This is a genomic window from Kluyvera sp., assembly GCF_047971185.1.
In the GTDB taxonomy this organism is placed as follows: Bacteria; Pseudomonadota; Gammaproteobacteria; order Enterobacterales; family Enterobacteriaceae; genus Kluyvera.
This window is the reverse complement of record NZ_JBKDZH010000080.1, coordinates 18,980-40,521: the sequence shown is the minus strand read 5'-3', so window position 1 is coordinate 40,521 and position 21,542 is coordinate 18,980. Positions and strand designations below refer to the sequence as shown.

Annotated in this window: 17 protein-coding genes and 2 pseudogenes; 8 read left to right on the top strand and 11 right to left on the bottom strand. The window is 58.7% G+C overall.

Features of this window, described 5'->3' with window-relative positions; translation table 11 throughout:
• Positions 1–107 precede the first annotated feature (107 nt).
• Positions 108–158: a mgtA regulatory leader peptide MgtL gene (gene mgtL / locus ACK5JN_RS19065; RefSeq protein ID WP_416871596.1), complete on the bottom strand. Its 51-nt coding sequence runs from the start codon at positions 156–158 to the stop codon at positions 108–110.
• A gap of 156 nt (positions 159–314) precedes the next feature.
• Between mgtL and treR the strand changes: the two genes are divergently transcribed.
• The 5 genes from treR to nrdG all read left to right on the top strand — a co-directional run bounded on the left by treR (position 315) and on the right by nrdG (position 7,736).
• On the top strand, positions 315–1,262 hold the full coding sequence (gene treR / locus ACK5JN_RS19060) for a trehalose operon repressor TreR (RefSeq protein WP_416871585.1): 948 nt from the start codon (positions 315–317) through the stop codon (positions 1,260–1,262).
• 194 nt (positions 1,263–1,456) lie between these two features.
• On the top strand, positions 1,457–2,878 hold the full coding sequence (gene treB, locus ACK5JN_RS19055; protein WP_416871584.1) for a PTS trehalose transporter subunit IIBC: 1,422 nt from the start codon (positions 1,457–1,459) through the stop codon (positions 2,876–2,878).
• A 55-nt stretch (positions 2,879–2,933) separates the two neighbouring features.
• Complete coding sequence (treC, locus tag ACK5JN_RS19050; RefSeq protein ID WP_416871583.1) at positions 2,934–4,589, top strand: alpha,alpha-phosphotrehalase; 1,656 nt, start codon at positions 2,934–2,936, stop codon at positions 4,587–4,589.
• 385 nt (positions 4,590–4,974) lie between these two features.
• Positions 4,975–7,113 carry an anaerobic ribonucleoside-triphosphate reductase gene (nrdD, locus tag ACK5JN_RS19045; RefSeq protein WP_416871582.1) on the top strand — a complete coding sequence of 713 codons (2,139 nt, stop codon included), beginning with the start codon at positions 4,975–4,977 and terminating at the stop codon, positions 7,111–7,113.
• A 158-nt stretch (positions 7,114–7,271) separates the two neighbouring features.
• The gene (gene nrdG, locus ACK5JN_RS19040) at positions 7,272–7,736 is read left to right on the top strand and encodes an anaerobic ribonucleoside-triphosphate reductase-activating protein (protein WP_416871581.1); all 465 of its coding nucleotides are present in this window, start codon (positions 7,272–7,274) and stop codon (positions 7,734–7,736) included.
• Between the two features lie 11 nt (positions 7,737–7,747).
• On the opposite strand, the gene ACK5JN_RS19035 is transcribed toward nrdG, so the two are convergent.
• The 3 genes from ACK5JN_RS19035 to pmbA all read right to left on the bottom strand — a co-directional run bounded on the left by ACK5JN_RS19035 (position 7,748) and on the right by pmbA (position 10,760).
• A complete protein-coding gene (locus tag ACK5JN_RS19035) occupies positions 7,748–8,890 on the bottom strand; it encodes a lactonase family protein (RefSeq protein WP_416871580.1) in 1,143 nt (380 codons plus the stop codon).
• 82 nt (positions 8,891–8,972) lie between these two features.
• Positions 8,973–9,359, bottom strand: coding sequence for a cytochrome b562 (gene cybC / locus ACK5JN_RS19030; protein WP_416871579.1), 387 nt, complete (start codon positions 9,357–9,359; stop codon positions 8,973–8,975).
• Between the two features lie 60 nt (positions 9,360–9,419).
• Positions 9,420–10,760: a metalloprotease PmbA gene (pmbA, locus tag ACK5JN_RS19025; protein WP_416871578.1), complete on the bottom strand. Its 1,341-nt coding sequence runs from the start codon at positions 10,758–10,760 to the stop codon at positions 9,420–9,422.
• A 106-nt stretch (positions 10,761–10,866) separates the two neighbouring features.
• Between pmbA and yjgA the strand changes: the two genes are divergently transcribed.
• Positions 10,867–11,418 (top strand): ribosome biogenesis factor YjgA, encoded by a 552-nt coding sequence (yjgA, locus tag ACK5JN_RS19020; RefSeq protein ID WP_416871577.1) that lies wholly within the window; start codon positions 10,867–10,869, stop codon positions 11,416–11,418.
• A gap of 53 nt (positions 11,419–11,471) precedes the next feature.
• Positions 11,472–11,549 (top strand): annotated as a pseudogene (locus ACK5JN_RS19015) (hypothetical protein); the annotation flags it as partial.
• Between the two features lie 12 nt (positions 11,550–11,561).
• Here ACK5JN_RS19015 and ACK5JN_RS19010 read toward each other — a convergent pair.
• Together ACK5JN_RS19010 and mpl are read right to left on the bottom strand one after the other, a co-directional pair.
• Positions 11,562–12,083, bottom strand: a complete 522-nt coding sequence (locus tag ACK5JN_RS19010; protein ID WP_416871576.1) for a GNAT family N-acetyltransferase — start codon at positions 12,081–12,083, stop codon at positions 11,562–11,564.
• 156 nt (positions 12,084–12,239) lie between these two features.
• Positions 12,240–13,607 carry a UDP-N-acetylmuramate:L-alanyl-gamma-D-glutamyl-meso-diaminopimelate ligase gene (gene mpl / locus ACK5JN_RS19005; protein ID WP_416871575.1) on the bottom strand — a complete coding sequence of 456 codons (1,368 nt, stop codon included), beginning with the start codon at positions 13,605–13,607 and terminating at the stop codon, positions 12,240–12,242.
• Between the two features lie 176 nt (positions 13,608–13,783).
• Between mpl and fbp the strand changes: the two genes are divergently transcribed.
• Positions 13,784–14,782, top strand: a complete 999-nt coding sequence (fbp, locus tag ACK5JN_RS19000; protein WP_416871574.1) for a class 1 fructose-bisphosphatase — start codon at positions 13,784–13,786, stop codon at positions 14,780–14,782.
• Between the two features lie 151 nt (positions 14,783–14,933).
• Here fbp and ACK5JN_RS18995 read toward each other — a convergent pair whose 3' ends face one another.
• The 5 genes and pseudogenes from ACK5JN_RS18995 to ytfQ form a co-directional block, all read right to left on the bottom strand.
• Positions 14,934–16,496, bottom strand: a complete 1,563-nt coding sequence (locus ACK5JN_RS18995) for a methyl-accepting chemotaxis protein (protein WP_416871595.1) — start codon at positions 16,494–16,496, stop codon at positions 14,934–14,936.
• An 86-nt stretch (positions 16,497–16,582) separates the two neighbouring features.
• A complete protein-coding gene (yjfF, locus tag ACK5JN_RS18990; RefSeq protein ID WP_416871573.1) occupies positions 16,583–17,584 on the bottom strand; it encodes a galactofuranose ABC transporter, permease protein YjfF in 1,002 nt (333 codons plus the stop codon).
• Positions 17,571–18,596, bottom strand: coding sequence for a galactofuranose ABC transporter, ATP-binding protein YtfT (gene ytfT / locus ACK5JN_RS18985; RefSeq protein ID WP_416871572.1), 1,026 nt, complete (start codon positions 18,594–18,596; stop codon positions 17,571–17,573). The genes yjfF and ytfT overlap by 14 nt, the downstream gene beginning before the upstream one ends.
• Positions 18,597–18,606: 10 nt before the next feature.
• A pseudogene (gene ytfR, locus ACK5JN_RS18980) lies at positions 18,607–20,109 on the bottom strand (galactofuranose ABC transporter, ATP-binding protein YtfR).
• Between the two features lie 253 nt (positions 20,110–20,362).
• Positions 20,363–21,319 (bottom strand): galactofuranose ABC transporter, galactofuranose-binding protein YtfQ, encoded by a 957-nt coding sequence (gene ytfQ, locus ACK5JN_RS18975; protein WP_416871571.1) that lies wholly within the window; start codon positions 21,317–21,319, stop codon positions 20,363–20,365.
• Between the last annotated feature and the right edge of the window lie 223 nt (positions 21,320–21,542).

Below are 21,542 nucleotides of genomic sequence, written 5' to 3'. Positions count from 1 at the left end.
TGTGGGCACAGTCAATCTGTACCGCACAGGCACTTAATTTTTATTGCAGGGACATGATTAAGGAATGTCACTGCCTCACATCATCGGCAAGGCAGCGCAAAGCTGACTTACCGGAACGTTACTCTCCAGCGCGAGAGAGGTGCGGGATCGGGATCCATAAAGCCTCCGGTAAGGGTGAAAGACGAAATCGCCGCGAATTATACGCAGAAAATCATAAGTTTTGTGACTATTAGAGCGATATAATAACGGCAAGTAATTCAACAACACGTCAACCATCAGGTCTGACGGCAAAAATATTCACGTGGGGCAACTACATGCAAAATCGGCTGACCATCAAAGATATCGCTCGCCTGAGTGGTGTTGGCAAATCAACCGTGTCCCGCGTCCTGAATAACGAAAGCGGCGTCAGCGAACGCACCCGCGAGCGCGTGGAAGCGGTAATGATCCAGCACGGCTTCTCCCCTTCTCGCTCCGCGCGCGCCATGCGGGGGCAAAGCGATAAAGTGGTCGCCATTATCGTTACCCGTCTGGACTCGCTATCGGAAAACCTGGCGGTGCAGACCATGCTGCCGGCGTTTTACGAACAGGGCTATGACCCGATCATGATGGAAAGCCAGTTCTCGCCCGAAAAGGTGGTGGAGCATCTGGCGATGCTTAAACGCCGCAATATCGACGGTGTGATCCTGTTTGGTTTTACCGGCATCACCGACGACATGCTGGCTAACTGGCAGTCTTCGCTGGTGCTGATGGCCCGCGACGCCGGCGGCTTCTCCTCGGTTTGCTATGACGACCACGGCGCTATCACCCTGCTGATGCAGCGCCTGTTCGAACGCGGCCATCGCCATATCAGCTTCCTCGGGGTGCCTCCAGGCGATGTCACCACCGGCCAGCGCCGTCACGACGCCTATCAGGATTTCTGCCAGCGCCACCAGTTGGAACCGGTCGCCGCGCTGCCGGGGCTGGCGATGAAACAGGGCTACGACTTCGCCCGCCAGGTCATCACCCCGGAAACCACCGCGCTTATTTGCGCCACCGATACCCTCGCCCTGGGCGTCAGTAAATATTTTCAGGAGCAGCGCATCAACAGCGTCCAGCTGGCAAGCGTCGGTAATACCCCGCTGACCAAGTTTTTGCACCCGGAAATTATCACCGTCGATCCCGGCTACGCCGAGGCCGGACGCCGCGCCGCAGATCAGCTGAACGCCTTGATCGGCGGCACTCGCGAGCCGCAGCAGATCGTGATCCCCGCCACCCTCGCCTAAGCTTAACATCCGCTTTAATGTGATCTTCGCTACGTTTCGGGAACGTTCCCATTTTCCCAAATCCGTAAACCCGCTACGCTTATAATCAGCGTATTAATAACGATTCATGTCCTGAATCCGTCAGGTTGCCCGAATTACGGCAGTCTGTACCGGCGGTTATCGGGAAGATCTTATCTCTGTTTGAAGGCCCTGACATGAGCAAAAAAATAGACCAAAAGAACATCGATAAACTTATCGATCTGGTCGGCGGACGCGAAAACATCGCGACCGTTAGCCACTGCATCACGCGCCTGCGCTTTGTGCTGAACGACCCGGCCAAAGCGGATCCAAAAGCGATCGAAGAACTGCCGATGGTAAAGGGCTGCTTTACCAACGCCGGGCAGTTCCAGGTGGTCATTGGCACCGAAGTGGGCGACTACTATCAGGCGCTGCTGGCCACCACCGGTCAGACCGGCGTGGATAAAGAGCAGGCCAAACAGGCGGCGCGCCAGAACATGAAATGGCACGAGCAGATGATCTCCCACTTTGCCGAGATCTTCTTCCCGCTGCTGCCGGCGCTGATCAGCGGGGGTCTGATCTTAGGCTTCCGTAACGTGATCGGCGACCTGCCGATGAGCAACGGCCAGACGCTGGCGCAGATGCACCCGTCGCTGCAAACCGCCTATGATTTCCTATGGCTGATTGGCGAAGCCATCTTCTTCTACCTGCCGGTAGGTATCTGCTGGTCGGCGGTGAAGAAAATGGGCGGCACGCCGATCCTCGGCATCGTGCTTGGCGTTACCCTCGTGTCGCCGCAGCTGATGAACGCTTATCTGCTCGGTCAGCAGGTGCCGGAAGTGTGGAACTTCGGCCTGTTTACCATCGCCAAAGTCGGCTATCAGGCGCAGGTTATCCCGGCGCTGCTGGCGGGTCTGACCCTCGGCTTTATTGAGACGCGCCTCAAACGTATCGTGCCGGACTATCTGTACCTCGTCATCGTACCGGTGTGCTCACTGATTCTGGCGGTATTCCTCGCTCACGCGATTATCGGGCCATTCGGTCGCTTGATTGGCGACGGCGTTGCCTTCGCGGTACGTCACCTGCTGACCGGCAGCTTCGCACCGATTGGCGCAGCGCTGTTCGGCTTCCTGTATGCGCCACTGGTGATTACCGGTGTGCACCAGACCACGCTGGCCATTGATATGCAGATGATTCAGAGCATGGGCGGCACCCCGGTGTGGCCAATGATTGCCCTGTCCAACATCGCGCAGGCGTCTGCCGTCGTCGGCATTATCATTTGCAGCCGTAAAGCGAAAGAGCGTGAGATCTCCGTACCGGCCGCCATCTCTGCCTACCTTGGCGTGACCGAACCGGCGATGTACGGGATCAACCTGAAGTACCGCTTCCCGATGCTCTGCGCCATGATTGGTTCCGGTATTGCGGGCCTGCTGTGCGGCCTGTACGGCGTGCTGGCGAACGGTATCGGCGTCGGCGGCCTGCCGGGCATCCTGTCGATTAAACCGACCTTCTGGGCGGTCTACAGCGTCGCAATGATTATCACCATCGTGGTACCGATTATCCTGACGGTTGTGGTCTACAAGCGCAAAGAGCGTCAGGGCACCCTGCCCGTTATGTAAACACACCTTCTTCGGGGCGCATTTGCGCCCCTGATTCTTATTCGAGGACAACCCCATGAACACACTACCTCTCTGGTGGCAGAACGGCGTCATCTATCAAATTTATCCCAAGAGTTTTCAGGACACGACGGGCAGCGGTACGGGAGACCTGCGCGGCGTGACGTCTCGCCTCGACTATCTGCAAAAGCTCGGCGTTGACGCCATCTGGATCACGCCGTTTTACGTTTCACCGCAGGTGGATAACGGCTATGACATCGCCAACTACACGGCAATCGATCCATCTTACGGCACGCTGGAGGATTTCGATAAGCTGGTCGCCGAGGCGCATCAGCGCGGCATTCGCATCGTGCTGGACATGGTGCTGAACCACACTTCTACCCATCACGCGTGGTTCCAGGAATCGCGTAAAAAAGAGAGCCCGTATCGCCAGTTCTATATCTGGCGCGACGGTACGCCGGACACGCCGCCGAACAACTGGCGCTCCAAGTTTGGCGGCAACGCCTGGCAGTGGGACGCCGAGAGCGGCCAGTACTATCTGCACCTGTTCGCCACCGAGCAGGCCGATCTTAACTGGGAAAATGAGACGGTTCGTGATGAGCTGAAAAAGGTCTGCGAGTTCTGGGCCGATCGCGGCGTTGACGGCCTGCGTCTCGACGTCGTTAACCTGATTTCAAAAGACCAGACCTTCCCGGATGACCATCAGGGCGACGGCCGCCGCTTCTACACCGACGGCCCGCGCGCGCATGAGTTTCTGCAGGAGTTCAGCCGCGATGTCTTTACCCCACGCGGCCTGATGACCGTCGGCGAGATGTCTTCGACCACCCTGGAAAACTGCCAGCAGTATGCGTCTCTGGACGGCAAAGAGCTGTCGATGACCTTCAACTTCCATCACCTGAAAGTGGACTACCCCGGCGGCGAAAAGTGGACGCTGGCGCGCCCGGACTTCGTGGCGCTGAAATCGCTGTTCAGCCACTGGCAGCAAGGGATGCATAACCGTGCGTGGAACGCGCTGTTCTGGTGTAACCACGACCAACCGCGCATCGTCTCCCGCTTTGGTGATGAAGGTGAATATCGCATTACGGCGGCGAAGATGCTGGCGATGGTGCTGCACGGCATGCAGGGTACGCCGTACATTTATCAGGGTGAAGAGATTGGCATGACCAACCCCCATTTTGCGAAGCTTGAGCAGTATCGCGATGTGGAGAGCCACAATATGTACGCCGAGCTGCTGGCGCAGGGGAAAAACCCGGACGAGCTGCTGGCCATCCTCGCCAGTAAATCGCGCGACAACAGCCGCACGCCGATGCAGTGGGACGCCAGCGCCAACGCCGGTTTCACCGAAGGCGAGCCGTGGATTGGCGTGTCCGACAACTATGCAAGCATTAACGTTGAGCAAGCATTGGCGGATCCCGATTCGGTATTTTATACCTATCAACAGCTGATTGCGTTGCGTAAATCGCAGCCGGTACTGACCTGGGGCGACTATCAGGATCTGCTGCCGGAGCATCCGTCGCTGTGGTGCTATCGCCGCCAGTGGCAGGGGCAAACGCTGCTGGTTGTTGCCAACCTTAGCGCAGAGCCGCAGGCATGGCAGCCAACGGATACCGTTGCCGATGCCCGCGTGCTGATGAGCAACTACGCCGATGCCGCTTCGACCCCTACCGCGATGACCCTGCGCCCGTTTGAAGCCGTCTGGTGGCTTCAGGGCTAATCCCCCTACCCGGCAGCGCTGCGCTGCCGGGCCTGCCTGCATCACACTGTTTCTACGCCTTTTTTCGTACATTTATTGCGCAACAAAATTTACATAATCGATAACGCCTGCCATATGTACTCTCGCATTTTTACTTTGTCCTGAATCAATAAAAGCGCAAACATGTTTGATGCAAATCACTACATATAGAACTTAAAATGCGTCCCGGCCCAACATATGGTATTTATCGTCTATCATTGCAACAATGAGAATCATGAAAAAGATAGCCGGTATGTGGATAACCTGGGCCACACGCGGGGGAAAGTATTGGTTAATGGAGTAAATACGCCAATCGCTGTTTTCCCACCTCTGTGGATAACCTGTTCTTATAAATATTGGAGTGATCATGACACCGCATGTGATGAAACGAGATGGCTGTAAAGTGCCGTTCAAATCAGAGCGCATTCAGGAAGCAATTCTGCGTGCAGCTAAAGCAGCGGGAGTCGATGACGCAGATTATTGCGCCACCGTCGCAGCAATCGTTAGCCAACAAATGCAGGGCCAGGCGCAGGTTGATATCAACGAAATCCAGACCGCCGTTGAGAATCAGCTGATGTCCGGGCCGTACAAGCAGCTGGCCCGTTCCTATATCGAATATCGCCACGACCGCGATAGCCAGCGCGAGAAGCGCGGCCGCCTGAATCAGGAAATTCGCGGCCTGGTTGAGCAGACCAACTCGGCGCTGCTTAACGAAAACGCCAACAAAGACAGCAAAGTGATCCCGACCCAGCGCGATCTGCTGGCCGGTATCGTCGCCAAACACTACGCTCGCCAGCACCTGCTGCCGCACGACGTGGTGATGGCGCACGAGCGCGGCGTGATTCACTACCACGACCTCGACTACTCGCCGTTCTTCCCGATGTTCAACTGCATGCTGATCGACCTGAAAGGCATGCTGACCCAGGGCTTTAAGATGGGCAACGCGGAAATCGAGCCGCCGAAATCCATCTCGACCGCTACCGCGGTCACCGCGCAGATCATCGCCCAGGTTGCCAGCCATATTTACGGCGGCACCACCATTAACCGTATTGATGAAGTGCTGGCGCCGTTCGTCACCGAGAGCTTCAACAAGCACCGTAAAATTGCCGATGAATGGCAGATCCCGAACGCGGAAGAGTACGCTCGCACCCGCACCGAGAAAGAGTGCTACGACGCCTTCCAGTCGCTGGAGTATGAAGTCAACACGCTGCACACCGCCAACGGCCAGACGCCGTTCGTCACCTTTGGTTTCGGCCTCGGCACCAGCTGGGAATCGCGCCTGATTCAGCAGTCTATTCTGCGTAATCGCATCGCGGGCCTCGGCAAAAACCGCAAAACCGCGGTGTTCCCGAAGCTGGTCTTCGCCATTCGCGACGGCCTGAACCACAAGTTCGGCGACGCCAACTACGACATCAAGCAGCTGGCGCTGGAGTGCGCGAGCAAGCGCATGTACCCGGATATCCTCAACTACGATCAGGTGGTGAAGGTCACCGGCTCCTTTAAAACCCCGATGGGCTGCCGCAGCTTCCTCGGCGTGTGGGAAAACGAAAACGGTGAGCAGGTGCACGACGGGCGTAACAACCTGGGCGTCATCAGCCTCAACCTGCCGCGTATTGCGCTGGAAGCCAAAGGTGATGAAGCCGCATTCTGGACGCTGCTCGACGAGCGTCTGCTGCTGGCGCGTAAAGCGCTGATGACCCGCATCGCGCGTCTGGAAGGGGTAAAAGCGCGCGTGGCGCCGATCCTGTATATGGAAGGGGCCTGCGGCGTGCGTCTGAAAGCGGACGACGACGTATCAGAAATCTTCAAAAACGGTCGTGCGTCCATCTCTCTGGGCTACATCGGTATCCACGAGACCATCAACGCGCTGTTCGGCAACCAGCATATGTACGACAGCGAAATGCTGCGTGAGAAAGGCGTGGCCATCGTTCAGCGCCTGCGCGATGCGGTTGATCAGTGGAAAGATGAAACCGGCTACGGTTTCAGCCTGTACAGCACGCCGAGCGAAAACCTGTGCGACCGCTTCTGCCGTCTCGACACCGCCGAGTTTGGCGTGGTGGAAGGCGTGACTGACAAAGGCTACTACACCAACAGCTTCCACCTCGACGTGGAGAAAAAGGTTAACCCGTACGACAAGATCGACTTCGAAGCGGCCTACCCGCCGATCGCCAACGGCGGTTTTATCTGCTACGGCGAGTACCCGAACATCCAGCACAACCTGAAGGCGCTGGAAGACGTGTGGGACTACAGCTACCAGCACGTGCCGTACTACGGGACCAACACGCCGATCGATGAATGCTACGAGTGCGGCTTTACCGGTGAGTTCGAGTGCACCAGCAAAGGCTTCACCTGCCCGAAATGCGGCAACCACGACGCGGCCCGCGTCTCCGTGACGCGCCGCGTGTGCGGCTACCTCGGCAGCCCGGACGCCCGTCCGTTCAACGCCGGTAAGCAGGAAGAAGTGAAGCGCCGCGTTAAGCACCTGGGTAACGGGCAGCTCGGTTAAGGCCGAGCGGTTTATCCCCCTCCCCTGAGGGGAGAGGGAACCGTTTACTGCACCATCGTACCACCGTAGCCCGGCCGAGCGTAGCGACGCCGGGGCCGTCCCGGAGTCGGCGTATCGCCTCGTCCGGGCTACGATGGTTGCTAATCTGGAACGCGAACATGAATTACCATCAATACTACCCCGTCGACATCGTCAACGGCCCCGGCACGCGCTGTACGTTATTCGTCGCTGGCTGCGTTCACGAATGCCCCGGCTGCTACAACAAGAGCACCTGGCGCGTGAACTCCGGCCAGCCGTTCACCGCTGAGATGGCTGACCGCATCATCGCCGACCTCAACGATACCCGCGTCAAACGCCAGGGGATTTCACTCTCCGGCGGCGACCCGCTGCACCCGCAGAACGTGCCGGAGATCCTCAAGTTGGTCAAACGCATCCACGCCGAATGCCCCGGCAAAGATATCTGGGTGTGGACCGGCTATAAGCTCGACGAACTCAATGCTGCGCAAATGGAAGTCGTTGACCTGATCAACGTGCTGGTGGACGGTAAGTTTGTGCAGGACCTGAAAGACCCGGCGCTGATCTGGCGCGGCAGCAGTAATCAGGTGGTGCATCACCTGCGCTAGCCACGAGAGATCTAGCGGGCAGAGACCACCATCTGCGACGGGCTCCCCACCGGCGTATAGTCCGGCTCAAAGGTCAGCGCGCCGCTTTGCGGATCGACGCGGAAACGGGTGATGTTGTCGCTGCGTTGATTCATCACGTACAGCCAGCGCCCCTGGCTATCGAGGGTTAACGTGCGTGGGTAATCGCCGCGCGTCCAGATATCTTCCTGCCGCTTCAGACCGCCATCGGCCAGTACCGTAAAGTGAGCAATACTGTTGTGTAAGCGGTTGGCTACGTACAGCTGCTTACCGTCCTGGCTCAGCGTTAATCCCGACGCGAAGCTCGTGCCTTTGTACATTTCCGGCAGTACGGAGACCGTCTGGCCTTCGCGCAGCAGGCCGCTGTGCGTATCAAGATAGTAATAGGTCAGCGTTGAAGACTCTTCATTCACCAGCCACAGCCCATCGCCCGCAGGCGTGAATACGAAATGGCGCGGCCCCGCGCCCGCAGACGACGCGGCGATAAACGGCGGATCGTTCGGCGTCAGTTTGCCGCTCGCCGGATCTATCGTGTACTGGTAGATCCTGTCTAATCCGAGATCCGTGGCGTAAACAAAACGCCCGCTCCGATCCGCGCGTACCATATGCGCATGCGGACTGCCGTGGCCGCTGATGGCGAAACTGCCCTCGACCGCGGCTTCCGGGCGCGATGCGCCCACCGGCCCGCTATCCTGATGAACATCAACCGCATCCCCCAGACTGCCGTCATCGTGAACCGGCAGCACGGCAATCGAGCCGCTGGTGTAGTTAGCCACCAGCAGGTAGCGACCATCCGGCGTTAACGACAGATAGACCGGCCCCGCGCCGCCGGAGGCGACCTGGTTCAGGCTGAGCAATTCGCCCTGCGCGTCAATTCGCCACGCCTGCACCACGCCCTGATCCACTTCGCTGGCGGCATACAGCACCTTACCATCGCGCGAGACGGTGAGCTGCGCCAGGTCAGGCAGCGAGCTGACCTGCGTTTTATTCCGCAGCTCGCCGGTTTCCGCATCCACGGTAAAGCGGTATAGCCCTTCGCCATTCGGCGCGTAAGTGCCAACCCAGGCGTACTGCGTTTGTGCGGCAGCGCTGGCGGCGAGCAGAGAGAAAGAGGCAGCAAGCAGATGAGAAGGCATGGCGATTCCTTGATGGTCGATGGGAGATAGCAGGCGTTGAGGTATGCGGAAGGCATCGGGCGACGCCTTCCGTAGACAGGAATTAGCGGAACTTCTTGTGGTTCTCGTTGCGGGTGGTTTTGAAATCTTCCGCAGCGGCCTGGGCTTCTTTCACTTTGCCCTCGTTCGCCAGCTTCAGCGCACCGTCAATCTGACCAATCAGCGTATCCATGCCATGACGATAATCTTTCATTTCCGCGCTGTCAGCCGCTTTGCCTTCCAGCTTCGGCGGGGTCTCTTTTTTGGCGTCTTCTGCTGCGGTGCGCATCTTCGTCAGCGCCGCTTTCAGCTCACCCGCGTCGGAGGTTTTCTGCACGATCTGCAGATTTTCCGCCAGGGTATCCATATCGTCGCCCAGATCGGCGAAGGCCGAAGCCGAACCCAGCGCCAGCGCGGAGACCGCCAGCATCGCTACCAGTTTTTTACGCATTGCTCACTTCCTTTTTATTATCTACGCAAACGGGCGCAGCAGGATGCGCCCAGCACGTGTTTACTGCCCGGCGATTTTCATCTCCGGTAACAGTACGGAACCACATTGGATGTTACTGCGTGTCTCAATATCGTCGGCGATGGTGACAATATTGCGCCACATATCTTTCAGGTTGCCGGCGATGGTGATTTCGCTCACCGGGTACTGAATTTCGCCGTTCTCAACCCAGAAGCCGGATGCACCGCGCGAGTAGTCGCCGGTGATGCCGCTAACACCCTGCCCCATCAGTTCGGTGACGACAAGACCCGTACCCATCTCTTTAAGCAACTTTTCAAAACTCAGGCCGCGCCCTTTAATGCGCCAGTTGTGAATGCCGCCCGCGTGGCCGGTGCTCTTCAGGCCCAGCTTACGCGCGGAGTAGTTGGTGAGCAGCCACTGGGTCAGGATGCCGTCTTTAATAATGTCGCGACGTTCGGTGCGCACGCCTTCGCTGTCGAACGGCGTCGAGGCCAGCCCTTTCAGCAGGTGCGGGTGCTCTTCAATGGTCAGCCACTCCGGCAGAATCTGCTTACCGAGGGAGTCCAGCAGGAAGGTGGATTTACGGTACACCGAACCACCGGCAATCGCGCCAACCAGGTGTCCAAACAGGCCGGTCGCCACTTCATTGGCGAAAATCACCGGCGCCTGCATGGTGGAGAGCTTACGCGGTTCCAGGCGAGACAGGGTGCGGCGGGCGCACTCTTCCCCAACCCATTCCGGCGATTGCAGATCGCCCAGCGCGCGGCCAATGGTGTAGGCGTAGTCGCGTTCCATGTCGCCGTTGGCTTCGGCAATCACGCAGCTGGAGAGCGAGTGGCGGGTAGAGCTGTAGCTCTGCAACATGCCGTGGCTGTTGCCGAAGACTTTAATGCCGTAGTGGCTGTTGAAGCTGCCGCCTTCGGTATTGGTGATGCGTTTGTCGGCTTTCAGGGAAGCCTGCTCAGCGCGGGCCGCCAGTTCAATGGCCTCGTCCGGGGTCACTTCCGCCGGGTGGAACAGGTCGAGATCCGGCGCGTCAAAGGCCAGCAGATCTTTGTCCGCCACGCCCGCGCACGGGTCCGGCGAGGTGTAGCGGGCGATATCCAGCGCCGCCTGCACGGTACGGGCAATGGCGTCCGGGCTCAGGTCTGTCGAGGAGGCGCTGCCTTTACGATTCTGGTGGTATACGGTGATCCCCAGCGCGCCATCGCTGTTGAATTCGACGTTTTCAACTTCACCGTAGCGCGTACTGACGCTGATACCGGTGGTCTTGCTGACCGCGACTTCCGCGCCGTCCGATTGGGCGGCTGCCAGCTCGAGTGCCGTGGAGACCGCTTTTTCCAGCGCAATACGCTGTTCCGCAACTTGTGTGATCACTTTCATCGTCTAAGCCATAATCTGAGGTAAAGTTAAATGAAGTCTAACAGAGAACCCTTTCTCAGTATGCGCTCAAGCTGTTAGTATTAGCCTCTTTTTTAAGGAGCCTGAAATGACAAAGCAGCCCGAAGACTGGCTCGACGAAGTCCCCGGTGATGATATCGAGGACGAAGATGATGAAATTATCTGGGTCAGCAAGAGTGAAATTAAGCGTGATGCCGAAGAGCTGAAAAAGCTCGGTGCGGAACTGGTCGCTCTCGGTAAGAACGCGCTGGATAAAATCCCGCTGGACGCCGACCTGCGCGCCGCCATTGAACTGGCGCAGCGTATTAAGATGGAAGGCCGCCGCCGCCAGCTGCAGCTGATCGGTAAAATGCTGCGCCAGCGCGACGTTGAGCCGTACCGCCAGGCGCTGGATAAGCTGAAAAACCGCCACAACCAGCAGGTTGTTGTGTTCCACAAGCTGGAGCAACTGCGTGACCGTATGGTTGACGGCAGCGATGAAGCCATCGAAGAAGTGATGAACCTGTGGCCTGACGCCGACCGTCAGCAGCTGCGTTCGCTGGTGCGTAACGCCAGGAAAGAAAAAGCCGGCAACAAGCCGCCAAAATCTTCCCGCCAGATCTTCCAGTATCTGCGCGAGCTGTCCGAAAACCAGGATTAATCATCCGTAAAATGCCCTCTTCGTGAGGGTATTTTTTTATCTGCGTGAGACCGCCTGATGGCGCTACGCTTATCAGGCCTACATTCGGTGCAAATTGTAGGCCGGATAAGGCGTTTACGCCGCCATCCGGCAATGATGCCGGGTTATGCCATCACAATCTGGCACAAATCATGGTTAAAACGCTGATACTGCGCCTCATCAATCGGCTGCGGATAGCTCAGCACAATTAATGCGTGATCGGCGATACCGGCGTGATAGGTCGGGTGCGTATGCGGCCACGGATTGGCGAAGAACCCCATCCCTTCATAGAAACGCAGACGTTTGTGGGCAATCTCGGTGGTCAGCGGATCGATTTCCAGAATCGTTTTCGGCGCGCGCGCAAGGATTTGCCCCAGCAGACGTTTGCCGTAACCCTGCGAGCGCAGGCTGCCGTCGACCGCCAGATGTTCAATATAGCTATAGCCGTCGAACGCCCACGTGCCGCTCATCCCGATAAACAGCTCACCGTCGAACCACGCTTCCAGCGCGTAGTGTGGGTCGTGGAGTGCCCGCTGTTTGGCGAGGAGTTCGCGCTGTTCGTGCCACGGGAAAGCGTGGGTATAGAGAGCATCGAGCGGGGGAAATAAGGGGGAATCGGTGGCGGTGATTTTTTTGGCGATGAGCATGTTTGGGTACCGAGGGAGAGTGTTGTGTTGAGCGGGCCCCCTCACCCCGGCCCCCTCCCCAAAGGGGCGAGGGAGAAAACCAATCGTGCTAGCTGCTCGATCGGTCCCCTCTCCCCTTTGGGGAGAGGGTTAGGGTGAGGGGCCCAGCTCAGCCGTTTAGCGCTGAGCTTTCTTTTCCAGCCTTTCCAGCAGCTTCTGATGAATACCGCCAAATCCGCCGTTGCTCATCACCAGAATATGGTCGCCCGGCTCGGCGCTTTTGACGATCATGTCCGCCAGCGCGTCAACGTCGGCGCTCCAGTGGGCTGGCTGCACGCAGGCTTCTGCCACCTCCGCCACCTGCCACGGAATATGCTGCGGCTGAAGCAGGAACACTTCGTCCGCGCGACCCAGCGACGGTGCGAGGTCGTCTTTGCAGACGCCCATCTTCATGGTGTTGGAACGCGGTTCCAGCACGGCGATAATCTTCGCGGTGCCGCCCACTTTGCCGCGCAGCGCCTGCAGCGTGGCGAGGATCGCCGTTGGGTGATGCGCAAAATCGTCATACACGCACACGCCGTTGGCTTCACCGCGCAGCTCCAGGCGGCGACGGGCGTTGATAAAGCTGCCCAACGCGTTGGCGGCATCCGCAGGCGTCACGCCGACATGGCGCGCGGCGGCAATCGCCATCAGGCCGTTGTGCATGTTGTGTTCGCCCACCAGGCTCCACTTCACTTCACCGACCTTTTCACCGTCGAGCAGCACTTCCCACTCGGAGGCATCGGTATTCAGCTTCTTCGCCAGCCAGTGGCCCTGCTCGCCCACCAGCTCCTGTTCGCTCCAGCAGCCCATCGCCATCACCTGCTTCAGGTTGGCGTCGTTCTCCGGCAGGATGATACGCCCCTGCCCCGGCACAATACGCACCAGGTGGTGGAACTGTTTCTGGATAGCTTTCAGATCGTCGAAGATATCCGCGTGATCGAACTCAAGGTTGTTGAGGATCAGGGTGCGCGGGCAGTAATGCACGAATTTGGAACGCTTATCGAAGAACGCGCAGTCGTATTCGTCGGCTTCGATCACGAAGAACGGGCTGTCGCCCAGACGCGCGGAAACCTCAAAGTTACCCGGCACGCCGCCGATGACGAAGCCCGGCTTGTAGCCGCACTCTTCGAGGATCCAGGTCGCCATGCCGGCGGTGGTGGTTTTACCGTGGGTACCGGCAACCGCCAGCACCCAGCGGTCGCGCAGCACGAAGTCGTGCAGCCACTGTGGGCCGGACATGTACGGAATGTTGTTCTCCAGCACTGCTTCTACGCACGGGTTACCGCGCGTCATGGCGTTGCCGATGATCACCAGATCCGGCTGAGGGTCAAGCTGGCTTGCATCATAACCTTGAATTAAATCAATGCCTTGATTTTCAAGCAGCGTGCTCATCGGGGGATACACGTTAGCATCCGAACCCGTGACTTCATGGCCCAATGAGCGAGCCAGCATTGCCAGACCACCCATAAAGGTGCCGCAAATACCCAAAATATGAATGCGCATACGTCACTATCATTTTTTTATCTATCGCGCATTTTACCCATATGTTTGCCGACAGAGAAACGCATTTCAGGATATTCCGTAGTTTGCTGGCGCGATTCACCTGTGCGTATTTTTTTTATTCTTTGTTAGTATTGTTGCAGCCGTTTTACTCAACATCCACTGTCAGGGAAAGTGTTATGAAAACGTTAGGTGAATTTATTGTCGAGAAGCAGCACGAGTTCTCTCACGCAACCGGTGAACTCACTGCTTTGCTGTCGGCAATAAAGTTAGGTGCTAAGATCATCCACCGCGATATCAATAAGGCCGGTCTGGTCGATATCCTGGGTGCCAGCGGCGCTGAAAACGTACAAGGAGAAGTACAGCAAAAGCTCGATCTGTTCGCGAACGAGAAACTGAAAGCAGCGCTGCGTGCACGTGACATCGTCGCCGGTATCGCCTCCGAAGAAGAAGACGAAATCGTGGTCTTCGACGGCTGCGAGCACGCGAAATACGTGGTCCTGATGGACCCGCTGGATGGCTCATCTAATATCGACGTTAACGTCTCTGTCGGTACCATCTTCTCTATCTACCGCCGCGTCACGCCGGTCGGTACGCCGGTAACGGAAGAAGATTTCCTGCAGCCGGGTAACCGTCAGGTTGCCGCCGGTTACGTGGTTTATGGCTCCTCGACCATGCTGGTGTATACCACCGGCTGCGGCGTGCACGCCTTTACCTACGACCCGTCGCTGGGCGTGTTCTGCCTGTGCCAGGAGCGCATGCGCTTCCCGCAGCGCGGCAGCACCTATTCCATCAACGAAGGTAACTACATCAAGTTCCCGAACGGGGTGAAGAAGTACATTAAGTTCTGCCAGGAAGAAGACAAGTCCACGCAGCGCCCGTACACCTCACGCTATATCGGTTCCCTGGTGGCGGATTTCCACCGTAACCTGCTGAAAGGCGGTATCTACCTGTACCCAAGCACCGCCAGCCACCCGGAAGGGAAGCTGCGCCTGCTGTATGAGTGCAACCCGATGGCGTTCCTGGCGGAGCAGGCCGGTGGTAAAGCCAGCGATGGTAAAGAGCGTATTCTGGATATTCAGCCGGAAAGCCTGCACCAGCGCCGCTCGTTCTTCGTCGGCAACGACCATATGGTTGAAGACGTTGAGCGTTTTATTCGTGAGTTCCCGGACGCGTAATTCGTCAGGAGCTGGGTAGCCCCTCACCCTAACCCTCTCCCCATAGGGGAGAGGGGACCGTCCAGTTTTCCCCTCGCCACACGAGCAGAGGGGTCGGTCGGTTTTCTCCCTCGCCCCTCTGGGGAGAGGGCCGGGGTGAGGGGTAACCCGATTACGCCACCTGCAGCCTGAACGACGCCATCGCCGCCACCAGCGCCTGCGACTGTTCTTCCAGCGAGCGGGTTGCCGCCGATGACTGCTGCACCAGCGCCGCGTTCTGCTGCGCGGTTTCATCCATCTGGCTGACCGCAATATTCACCTGTTCAATGCCGCGGCTCTGTTCCTGCGACGCGCTGGCGATTTCCCGCATCAGTTTGGTCATTCGCATCACTTCGCTGGCGATCTCATCCATGGTTTCTCCCGCCTGCTGCGCCAGGTCGCTGCCTTCGTTAACGTGGGTTTGCGAGTCGCTAATCAGCTGGCGAATCTCCTTCGCCGCATCGGCGCTACGGCTGGCAAGGTTACGCACCTCTCCGGCCACCACCGCAAACCCTCGCCCCTGCTCGCCCGCGCGGGCCGCTTCAACCGAGGCGTTGAGCGCCAGAATATTGGTCTGGAAGGCAATGCCGTCAATTACCCCGAGGATATCGGCGATACGTTTGGCGCTACCGGAAATATCCTGCATTTTTTCAATCACGTAGCACACCATTTCGCTACCGCGATCGGCGGTATCGGAGACGTCGCGCGCCAGCTTGTGCGCCTGCTCGGCGTTATCGGCGTTCTGCTTCACGGTGGCGGTCAGCTCTTCCATACTGGCGGCGGTTTGCTCCAGCGAGGTCGCCGTCGACTCCGTACGCTGCGCCAGATGGTTGTTGCCCGCCGTCAGCTCGCGGCTGCCGACATCAATCTGTGAGCTGGCATCGCGCACCCGCATAACGGAGTTCATCATCGACTCGCGCATCGCGGCAATCGCCACGTTCAGGCGCTTAATCTCGGCGCTGCTGGCCTTCAGCGGTGAAGGGGTTAAATCCCCGGCGGCCACCTGTTCCAGCTGGGCAATCGACGACGCCAGCGGCTTCAGCAGCAGGTGCTGCAGCTGTAGCCAGGCCAGCGCGATCGCGCCTGCGGTCAGCACGATGGCCAGCACCATCAATGCCAGCACCCGATTTTTCGTGCTCTGCACCGCCGCCACTTCGCTCTGCCCGCGCAGCTCGCCCCAGTTCTGGAAGGCGTACATCGCATCATCGAACTGACGGGAGACCGGGATCATCCTGTTTTCCAGCAGATCGTAATAGCCGTCCACGTTCTGCTGCTCCAGCGCCGCCAGCATCGGGGCGATCGCCTGGGCGTTATAGATCTCATAGCTCTTCGCTACCCCCGCTATCAGCTTCGCGCCGTCGCTATCCTCCACCGTTGACTGGCTAACATCGGTGATAATCTTCTGCGCCATCGTCACTTCGCCGTGGAGGGTTTTGACCGCCTTCGCCGCATCGTCCAGCATGCCGATTTCCATCAGCCTGACCGCCTGCCCGGCTTCGTTACGCGCGCGCAGCAGCAGCGTGTAGCCCTCGTTCAGCTGGGTGATTTGCTCACTTTGTAGATGGTCGATGCGCTGGAGGGAGGCAGAGCTTTGGGTGAGAGCATAAATACCGATGCCGCTGACCAGAATCAGCAGCAGAGTCATTACGGCGAGCAGGGACAGCAGGCCGGTACGGATAGAGAGCGTTTTTAGCATCATAGTTTTGTCCGGTAGCAGGGGTACTGTTTGGCGTAAATGACTGGTATCGGCTGCTACCGGAAAAACTTTAGCGTTTCAGTATGTTAGTTCTTTGTTACCGCGGCATCGACGCGGGTCACCGCCGCATTTTGCCGGTTCTCCCACAGCACCGTCAGCGCCCGCTGAAGGGCGATAAAGATAAACAGCAGAATGCCGATGGCGATCTTGGTCCACCACGAGCTGAGCGTACCGTCGAAGTTAATATAGGTCTGAATCAGCCCCTGAATCCCCACGCCGAACAGCGTGCCCAGCACCGTACCGACGCCGCCGCTCAGCAGCGTGCCGCCGATCACCACCGAGGCGATCGCGTCCAGCTCCACGCCGACGCCCGCCAGCGCGTAGCCCGCCTGGGTATACAGAGAGAACACGATGCCCGCCAGCGTCGCCAGCCCCGTCGACAGCATATAAATGCGAACGATGGTGCTGCGGGTCGGAATGCCCATCAGGTTAGCCGACGCGGCGCTACCGCCGATCGCATAGACCTGATTGCCAAAGCGCGTACGGTGCGCGAGGAAAATGCCCAGCACCACCACCAGCAGCATCAGCAGCCCCATCGCGCTCAGGCGACCGCCGCCGGGAATAGTCCACGCCAGCCCGGAGAGGGTGTCGTACACCGGGTGGTCGATCGGGATCGACTCTTCGGACACCAGATAGCTCACACCGCGCAGGAAGAACATCCCGGCAAGCGTAATGATAAACGCCGGGATCTTCAGGGCATCGATCAGCCAGCCCATCATCGCGCCAAACGCGCAGCCCATCGCCAGCACCAGCGGGAAGGCCACCAGCGGCGACAGCCCCCAGAAGCCGATCGCTTTGGCGAGAAACACGCCGGTGAAGGCGATCACCGAACCAACGGAGAGATCGATCCCGCCGGAGAGGATCACGAAGGTCATGCCCACGGCGATGATCCCCAGGAAGGCGTTATCGGTCAGGATGTTACAGATGACGCGCGTTGAGGCAAAACCGGGAAACTGGGTCAGGCAGTAGAGATAGCCAAGGATAAACACGCCCAGGGTAATCATTAACGGTAAATTACGTTTTATCATGGCCCCGCATCCTCTTCAGTATCTGTATAAAGCGCTGCGACTGGACGATCAGCACGCACATTACCACCACCGCTTTGACCACCTGATTCATTTCCGGCGGGAAGCCGGAGAGCAGAATGCCGGTGTTCATGCCCTGAATAATCAGCGCCCCCACCACCGACAGCAGCAGGTTAAAGCGCCCGCCCATCAGCGAGCCGCCGCCGATCACCACCGCCAGAATGGCGTCCAGCTCCAGCCACAGTCCGGCGTTGTTGGCGTCGGCGCCGCGAATATCCGCCGCCACAATGGTGCCGGCAATGGCCGCACAAACGCCGCTCAGCACGTAGGCCAGCATCACCACGATGCGGGTATTCACCCCGGCGTTTTTCGCCGCGCGGATGTTGATGCCGACCGCTTCAATAAACATGCCGAGCGCGGTTTTGCGCGTCAGCAGCCAGAAGACGACCAGCGTCACCAGCGCAATAATCACCGGCGTCGGGAACAGAAGAAACTTGCCGCTGCCAAGCCACGCCAGCGACGGCGAGTCGAAGGTGACAATCTGCCCGGCGGTGATCAGCTGCGCCACGCCGCGCCCGGCCACCATCAGGATCAGGGTGGCGACGAAGGGCTGGATTTTGAGGATCGCCACCAGAATGCCGTTCCACAGCCCGGCCAGCACGCCGGATCCGAGCGCGGCCAGCAGCACCACCGGCAGGCTGTGGCCGGCCACGGTCATCGCGGCGGCGGTAGCCCCGGCGATGGCCATCACCGCGCCGACGGAAAGATCGATACCGCCGGTGGCGATCACCAGCGTCATGCCGATCGCCAGCAGCGCCACCGGGGCCGCACGGTTGAGGATATCAATCGGGCTACCGAACAGGCGGCCATCCTGTAGCGTTATCTGGAAAAAGTGCGGCGCCACCAGGCTATCGACCAGCAGCACCAGGATTAATGCCGCAATCTGCGGCATTCCCGGCGGCCAGCGAAAGCGGCGCTCTGGCTTACCGGTTTGGGGAACGGTTCGAGGCATCACGGTTAACTCCTTAGGCCGCAATAGCGTTCATGATCGCGGGAACGGAAAGCTCGGCGAGCGGGATCTCCGCCACCTGCTGGCGATCGCGCATGATGATCACGCGATCGGCGTAGCCCACCAGCTCTTCCAGCTCGGACGAGATCACCAGCAGCGCCAGGCCGTCCGCGCACAGGGTTTCAATCAGGCGGATGATCTCCGCGTGCGCGCCCACGTCGATCCCACGCGTCGGTTCGTCGAGGATCAGGAACTGCGGGCGCGTCAGCAGCCAACGCGACAGCAGCACCTTCTGCTGGTTGCCGCCGGAGAGAAACTCCACCGGCTGCTCGGCGCTGGGGGTGCGGATGGCCAGCTGGCGGATAAAACGCTCGGCAATCTCGTTTTGCTCTTTACGCGGTATCGGCCGCAGCCAGCCGCGCTGCGCCTGCAGCGCGAGGATAATGTTTTCCCGTACCGAGGCGGCGGCAATAATGCCGTCGGTTTTACGATCCTCCGGGCAAAAACCGATCCCCAGACACGAGGCCTGATGCGGCGAACGCAGGGTTTGCGGTTTACCTTTGATCGTCGCCTGTCCGCAGTCGGCCGGATGAATGCCGAAGATCACTTCGGCCGTTTCGGTGCGCCCGGATCCCAGCAGCCCCGCCAGACCGACGATCTCGCCGGGGCGCACGTGCAGATCGAACGGCGCGATGGTGCCCTTTTTGCCGTAGCCTTCAAAGGAAGCCACCGGTTTGTCGCTCAGCAGCGTGCGTCCGGCGCGATGCAGCGCCTGGCTCTCCAGCTCGCGGCCCAGCATCATTTTTACCAGCTCAATCTGCGGCAGCTCGCGGGTTTCCCGGCAGCCGACGAACGATCCGTTACGCAGGACGGTGATCCGATCGCTGACCGCATACACCTGATCGAGGAAGTGGGTGACGAAGATCAGGCTGACGCCGCGATCGCGCAGCTGGCGCATCAGGGTGAAGAGCATCTCCACCTCTTTGGTGTCGAGGCTGGCGGTCGGTTCATCGAGGATCAGCACTTTGGCGGAGAGATCGATCGCCCGGCAGATGGCGACGATCTGCTGCATCGCCACCGAAAAGCGGTTTAACGGTTCGCGCACGTCGAGGGAAAAACCGTAGGAAGCCATCAGCGCGGTGGCGCATTTTTCCATCTCTTTGCGCTGAATAAAGCCAAAGCGTTTCGGCTCGCGGCCAATAAACAGGTTATCCGCCACCGACATATTCGGCAGCAGGTTCACTTCCTGATACACCGTGCCAATGCCCAGTTGCTGAGCATGCGCGGTATTTTTCGGATGGATTTGTTGCCCTTCCAGTCAGATGCTGCCGCTGTTGGCGTGGTAAACGCCGGTCAGTGCTTTAATCAGCGTGGATTTGCCCGCGCCGTTTTCGCCGAGCAGCGCCATGATTTCACCGCGCCGCAGGCTGAAGTTGACGTTATCCAGCGCTTTCACGCCGGGGAAGTACTGGCAGAGCCCCTCGGTGCGGAGGATTTCCGGGTTGGTTTCAGTGGTCATGGTGCGCTCCCCCTCACCCTGGCCCTCTCCCCGAGGGGGAGAGGGAACAGATTGTGCCCAACTTGCTACCCGCACCGCTCGACTCCCTCTCCCTTGCAGGGAGAGGGTTGGGGTGAGGGTAGCAGTCCTGTAGGCCGGATAAGGCAAAGCCGCCATCCGGCATCGTGCGCCGAACTGCCTGATGGCGCTTCGCTTATCAGGCCTACCGTTACAAAGGTCCGATATGTAAAGCGCCATCAGCCTGGGCTATCTCTTAGTAGCCCATATTTTTCTTCTTCTCTAACTCTTCTTTCGCCGTATCCGGCAGGTAGAGCGTCGATTTGGTGAGGGTCACTTTCTCCGGCTGGGTGCCGTCTTTCTTGAATTTCTCCAGCGCGTCAAACGCCGGGCCGGCCATATTTGGCGTCAGCTCAACGCTGGCGTTCGCGTCACCGGCGATCATCGCTTTATAGATATCCGGCACGCCGTCGATAGAGCCGGTGAGGATATCTTTGCCCGGCTTCAGCCCGGCCTCTTTGATCGCCTGGATTGCGCCAATCACCATGTCGTCGTTATGCGCGTAAACCATGCAGATATTCTTGCCGTTGTTCTCCGCCTTGATGAAGCTTTCCATCACCTCTTTACCCTTACTGCGGGTAAAGTCGCCGGACTGGGAGCGGATAATCTTAATGTTAGACGCCTTCGAGATAGCGTCGGCAAAGCCCTTCTTACGGTCGATCGCCACGCTCGCACCCACGGTGCCCTGCAGTTCAACCACGTTACACGGCTTGCCGTCGACGGTTTTAATCAGCCATTCGCCAATCAGCTGGCCTTCCAGCACGTTGTTAGCGGTGACGGTGGTCATGTACAGCGATTTGTCCTTCACGTCGATCGAGCGGTCGAGCAGGAACACCGGGATGTTGGCCTCTTTGGCTTCTTTCAGCACCGGCTCCCAGCCGGTCGCCACCACCGGCGCGATAAAGATGGCATCAACGCCCTGAGCGATAAACGAACGTACCGCTTTAATCTGGTTTTCCTGTTTTTGCTGCCCGTCGGCAATCTTCAGGGTGATACCGCGTTTTTCCGCTTCCTGCTTCGCGACGTTGGTTTCCGCCGCGCGCCAGCCGGATTCAGACCCGACCTGCGAAAATCCCACCGTTAAAGGGGCAGCCATGACCATAGACGACATGGCTGCGGAAACTGCTGTGACAAGAAGTAAGCGCTTCCACATAGAGGTATCCTCGTAGGGTTATTGTTGGTCGAATATTCATCAGCGGAAAAACTATAGACAATGGGAGATGTAACGGAATGAGTTACATCACACTTCAAAAAAGTAAATTAGTTGTTAACTTTTGGTGTGAGCAGAAGATGAGAGGCGGCAAGGCGTCGCGCATCCATTGACTGCTATTGATTTTGTCGAAATTTTGATCGCCGTCGGCGCTTTTTTTAGTGCG

What these genes read in the sequence shown, in the direction of transcription:
- yjgA (WP_416871577.1), top strand. Translation starts at nt 10,867, where the DNA reads ATGACAAAGCAGCCCGAAGACTGGCTCGACGAAGTCCCCGGTGATGAT.
- treR (WP_416871585.1), top strand. Translation starts at nt 315, where the DNA reads ATGCAAAATCGGCTGACCATCAAAGATATCGCTCGCCTGAGTGGTGTT.
- ACK5JN_RS19010 (WP_416871576.1), bottom strand. Translation starts at nt 12,083, where the DNA reads ATGCTCATCGCCAAAAAAATCACCGCCACCGATTCCCCCTTATTTCCC.
- ACK5JN_RS18995 (WP_416871595.1), bottom strand. Translation starts at nt 16,496, where the DNA reads ATGCTAAAAACGCTCTCTATCCGTACCGGCCTGCTGTCCCTGCTCGCC.
- yjfF (WP_416871573.1), bottom strand. Translation starts at nt 17,584, where the DNA reads ATGATAAAACGTAATTTACCGTTAATGATTACCCTGGGCGTGTTTATC.
- mpl (WP_416871575.1), bottom strand. Translation starts at nt 13,607, where the DNA reads ATGCGCATTCATATTTTGGGTATTTGCGGCACCTTTATGGGTGGTCTG.
- pmbA (WP_416871578.1), bottom strand. Translation starts at nt 10,760, where the DNA reads ATGAAAGTGATCACACAAGTTGCGGAACAGCGTATTGCGCTGGAAAAA.
- treC (WP_416871583.1), top strand. Translation starts at nt 2,934, where the DNA reads ATGAACACACTACCTCTCTGGTGGCAGAACGGCGTCATCTATCAAATT.
- ACK5JN_RS19035 (WP_416871580.1), bottom strand. Translation starts at nt 8,890, where the DNA reads ATGCCTTCTCATCTGCTTGCTGCCTCTTTCTCTCTGCTCGCCGCCAGC.
- nrdG (WP_416871581.1), top strand. Translation starts at nt 7,272, where the DNA reads ATGAATTACCATCAATACTACCCCGTCGACATCGTCAACGGCCCCGGC.
- treB (WP_416871584.1), top strand. Translation starts at nt 1,457, where the DNA reads ATGAGCAAAAAAATAGACCAAAAGAACATCGATAAACTTATCGATCTG.
- fbp (WP_416871574.1), top strand. Translation starts at nt 13,784, where the DNA reads ATGAAAACGTTAGGTGAATTTATTGTCGAGAAGCAGCACGAGTTCTCT.
- ytfQ (WP_416871571.1), bottom strand. Translation starts at nt 21,319, where the DNA reads ATGTGGAAGCGCTTACTTCTTGTCACAGCAGTTTCCGCAGCCATGTCG.
- nrdD (WP_416871582.1), top strand. Translation starts at nt 4,975, where the DNA reads ATGACACCGCATGTGATGAAACGAGATGGCTGTAAAGTGCCGTTCAAA.
- cybC (WP_416871579.1), bottom strand. Translation starts at nt 9,359, where the DNA reads ATGCGTAAAAAACTGGTAGCGATGCTGGCGGTCTCCGCGCTGGCGCTG.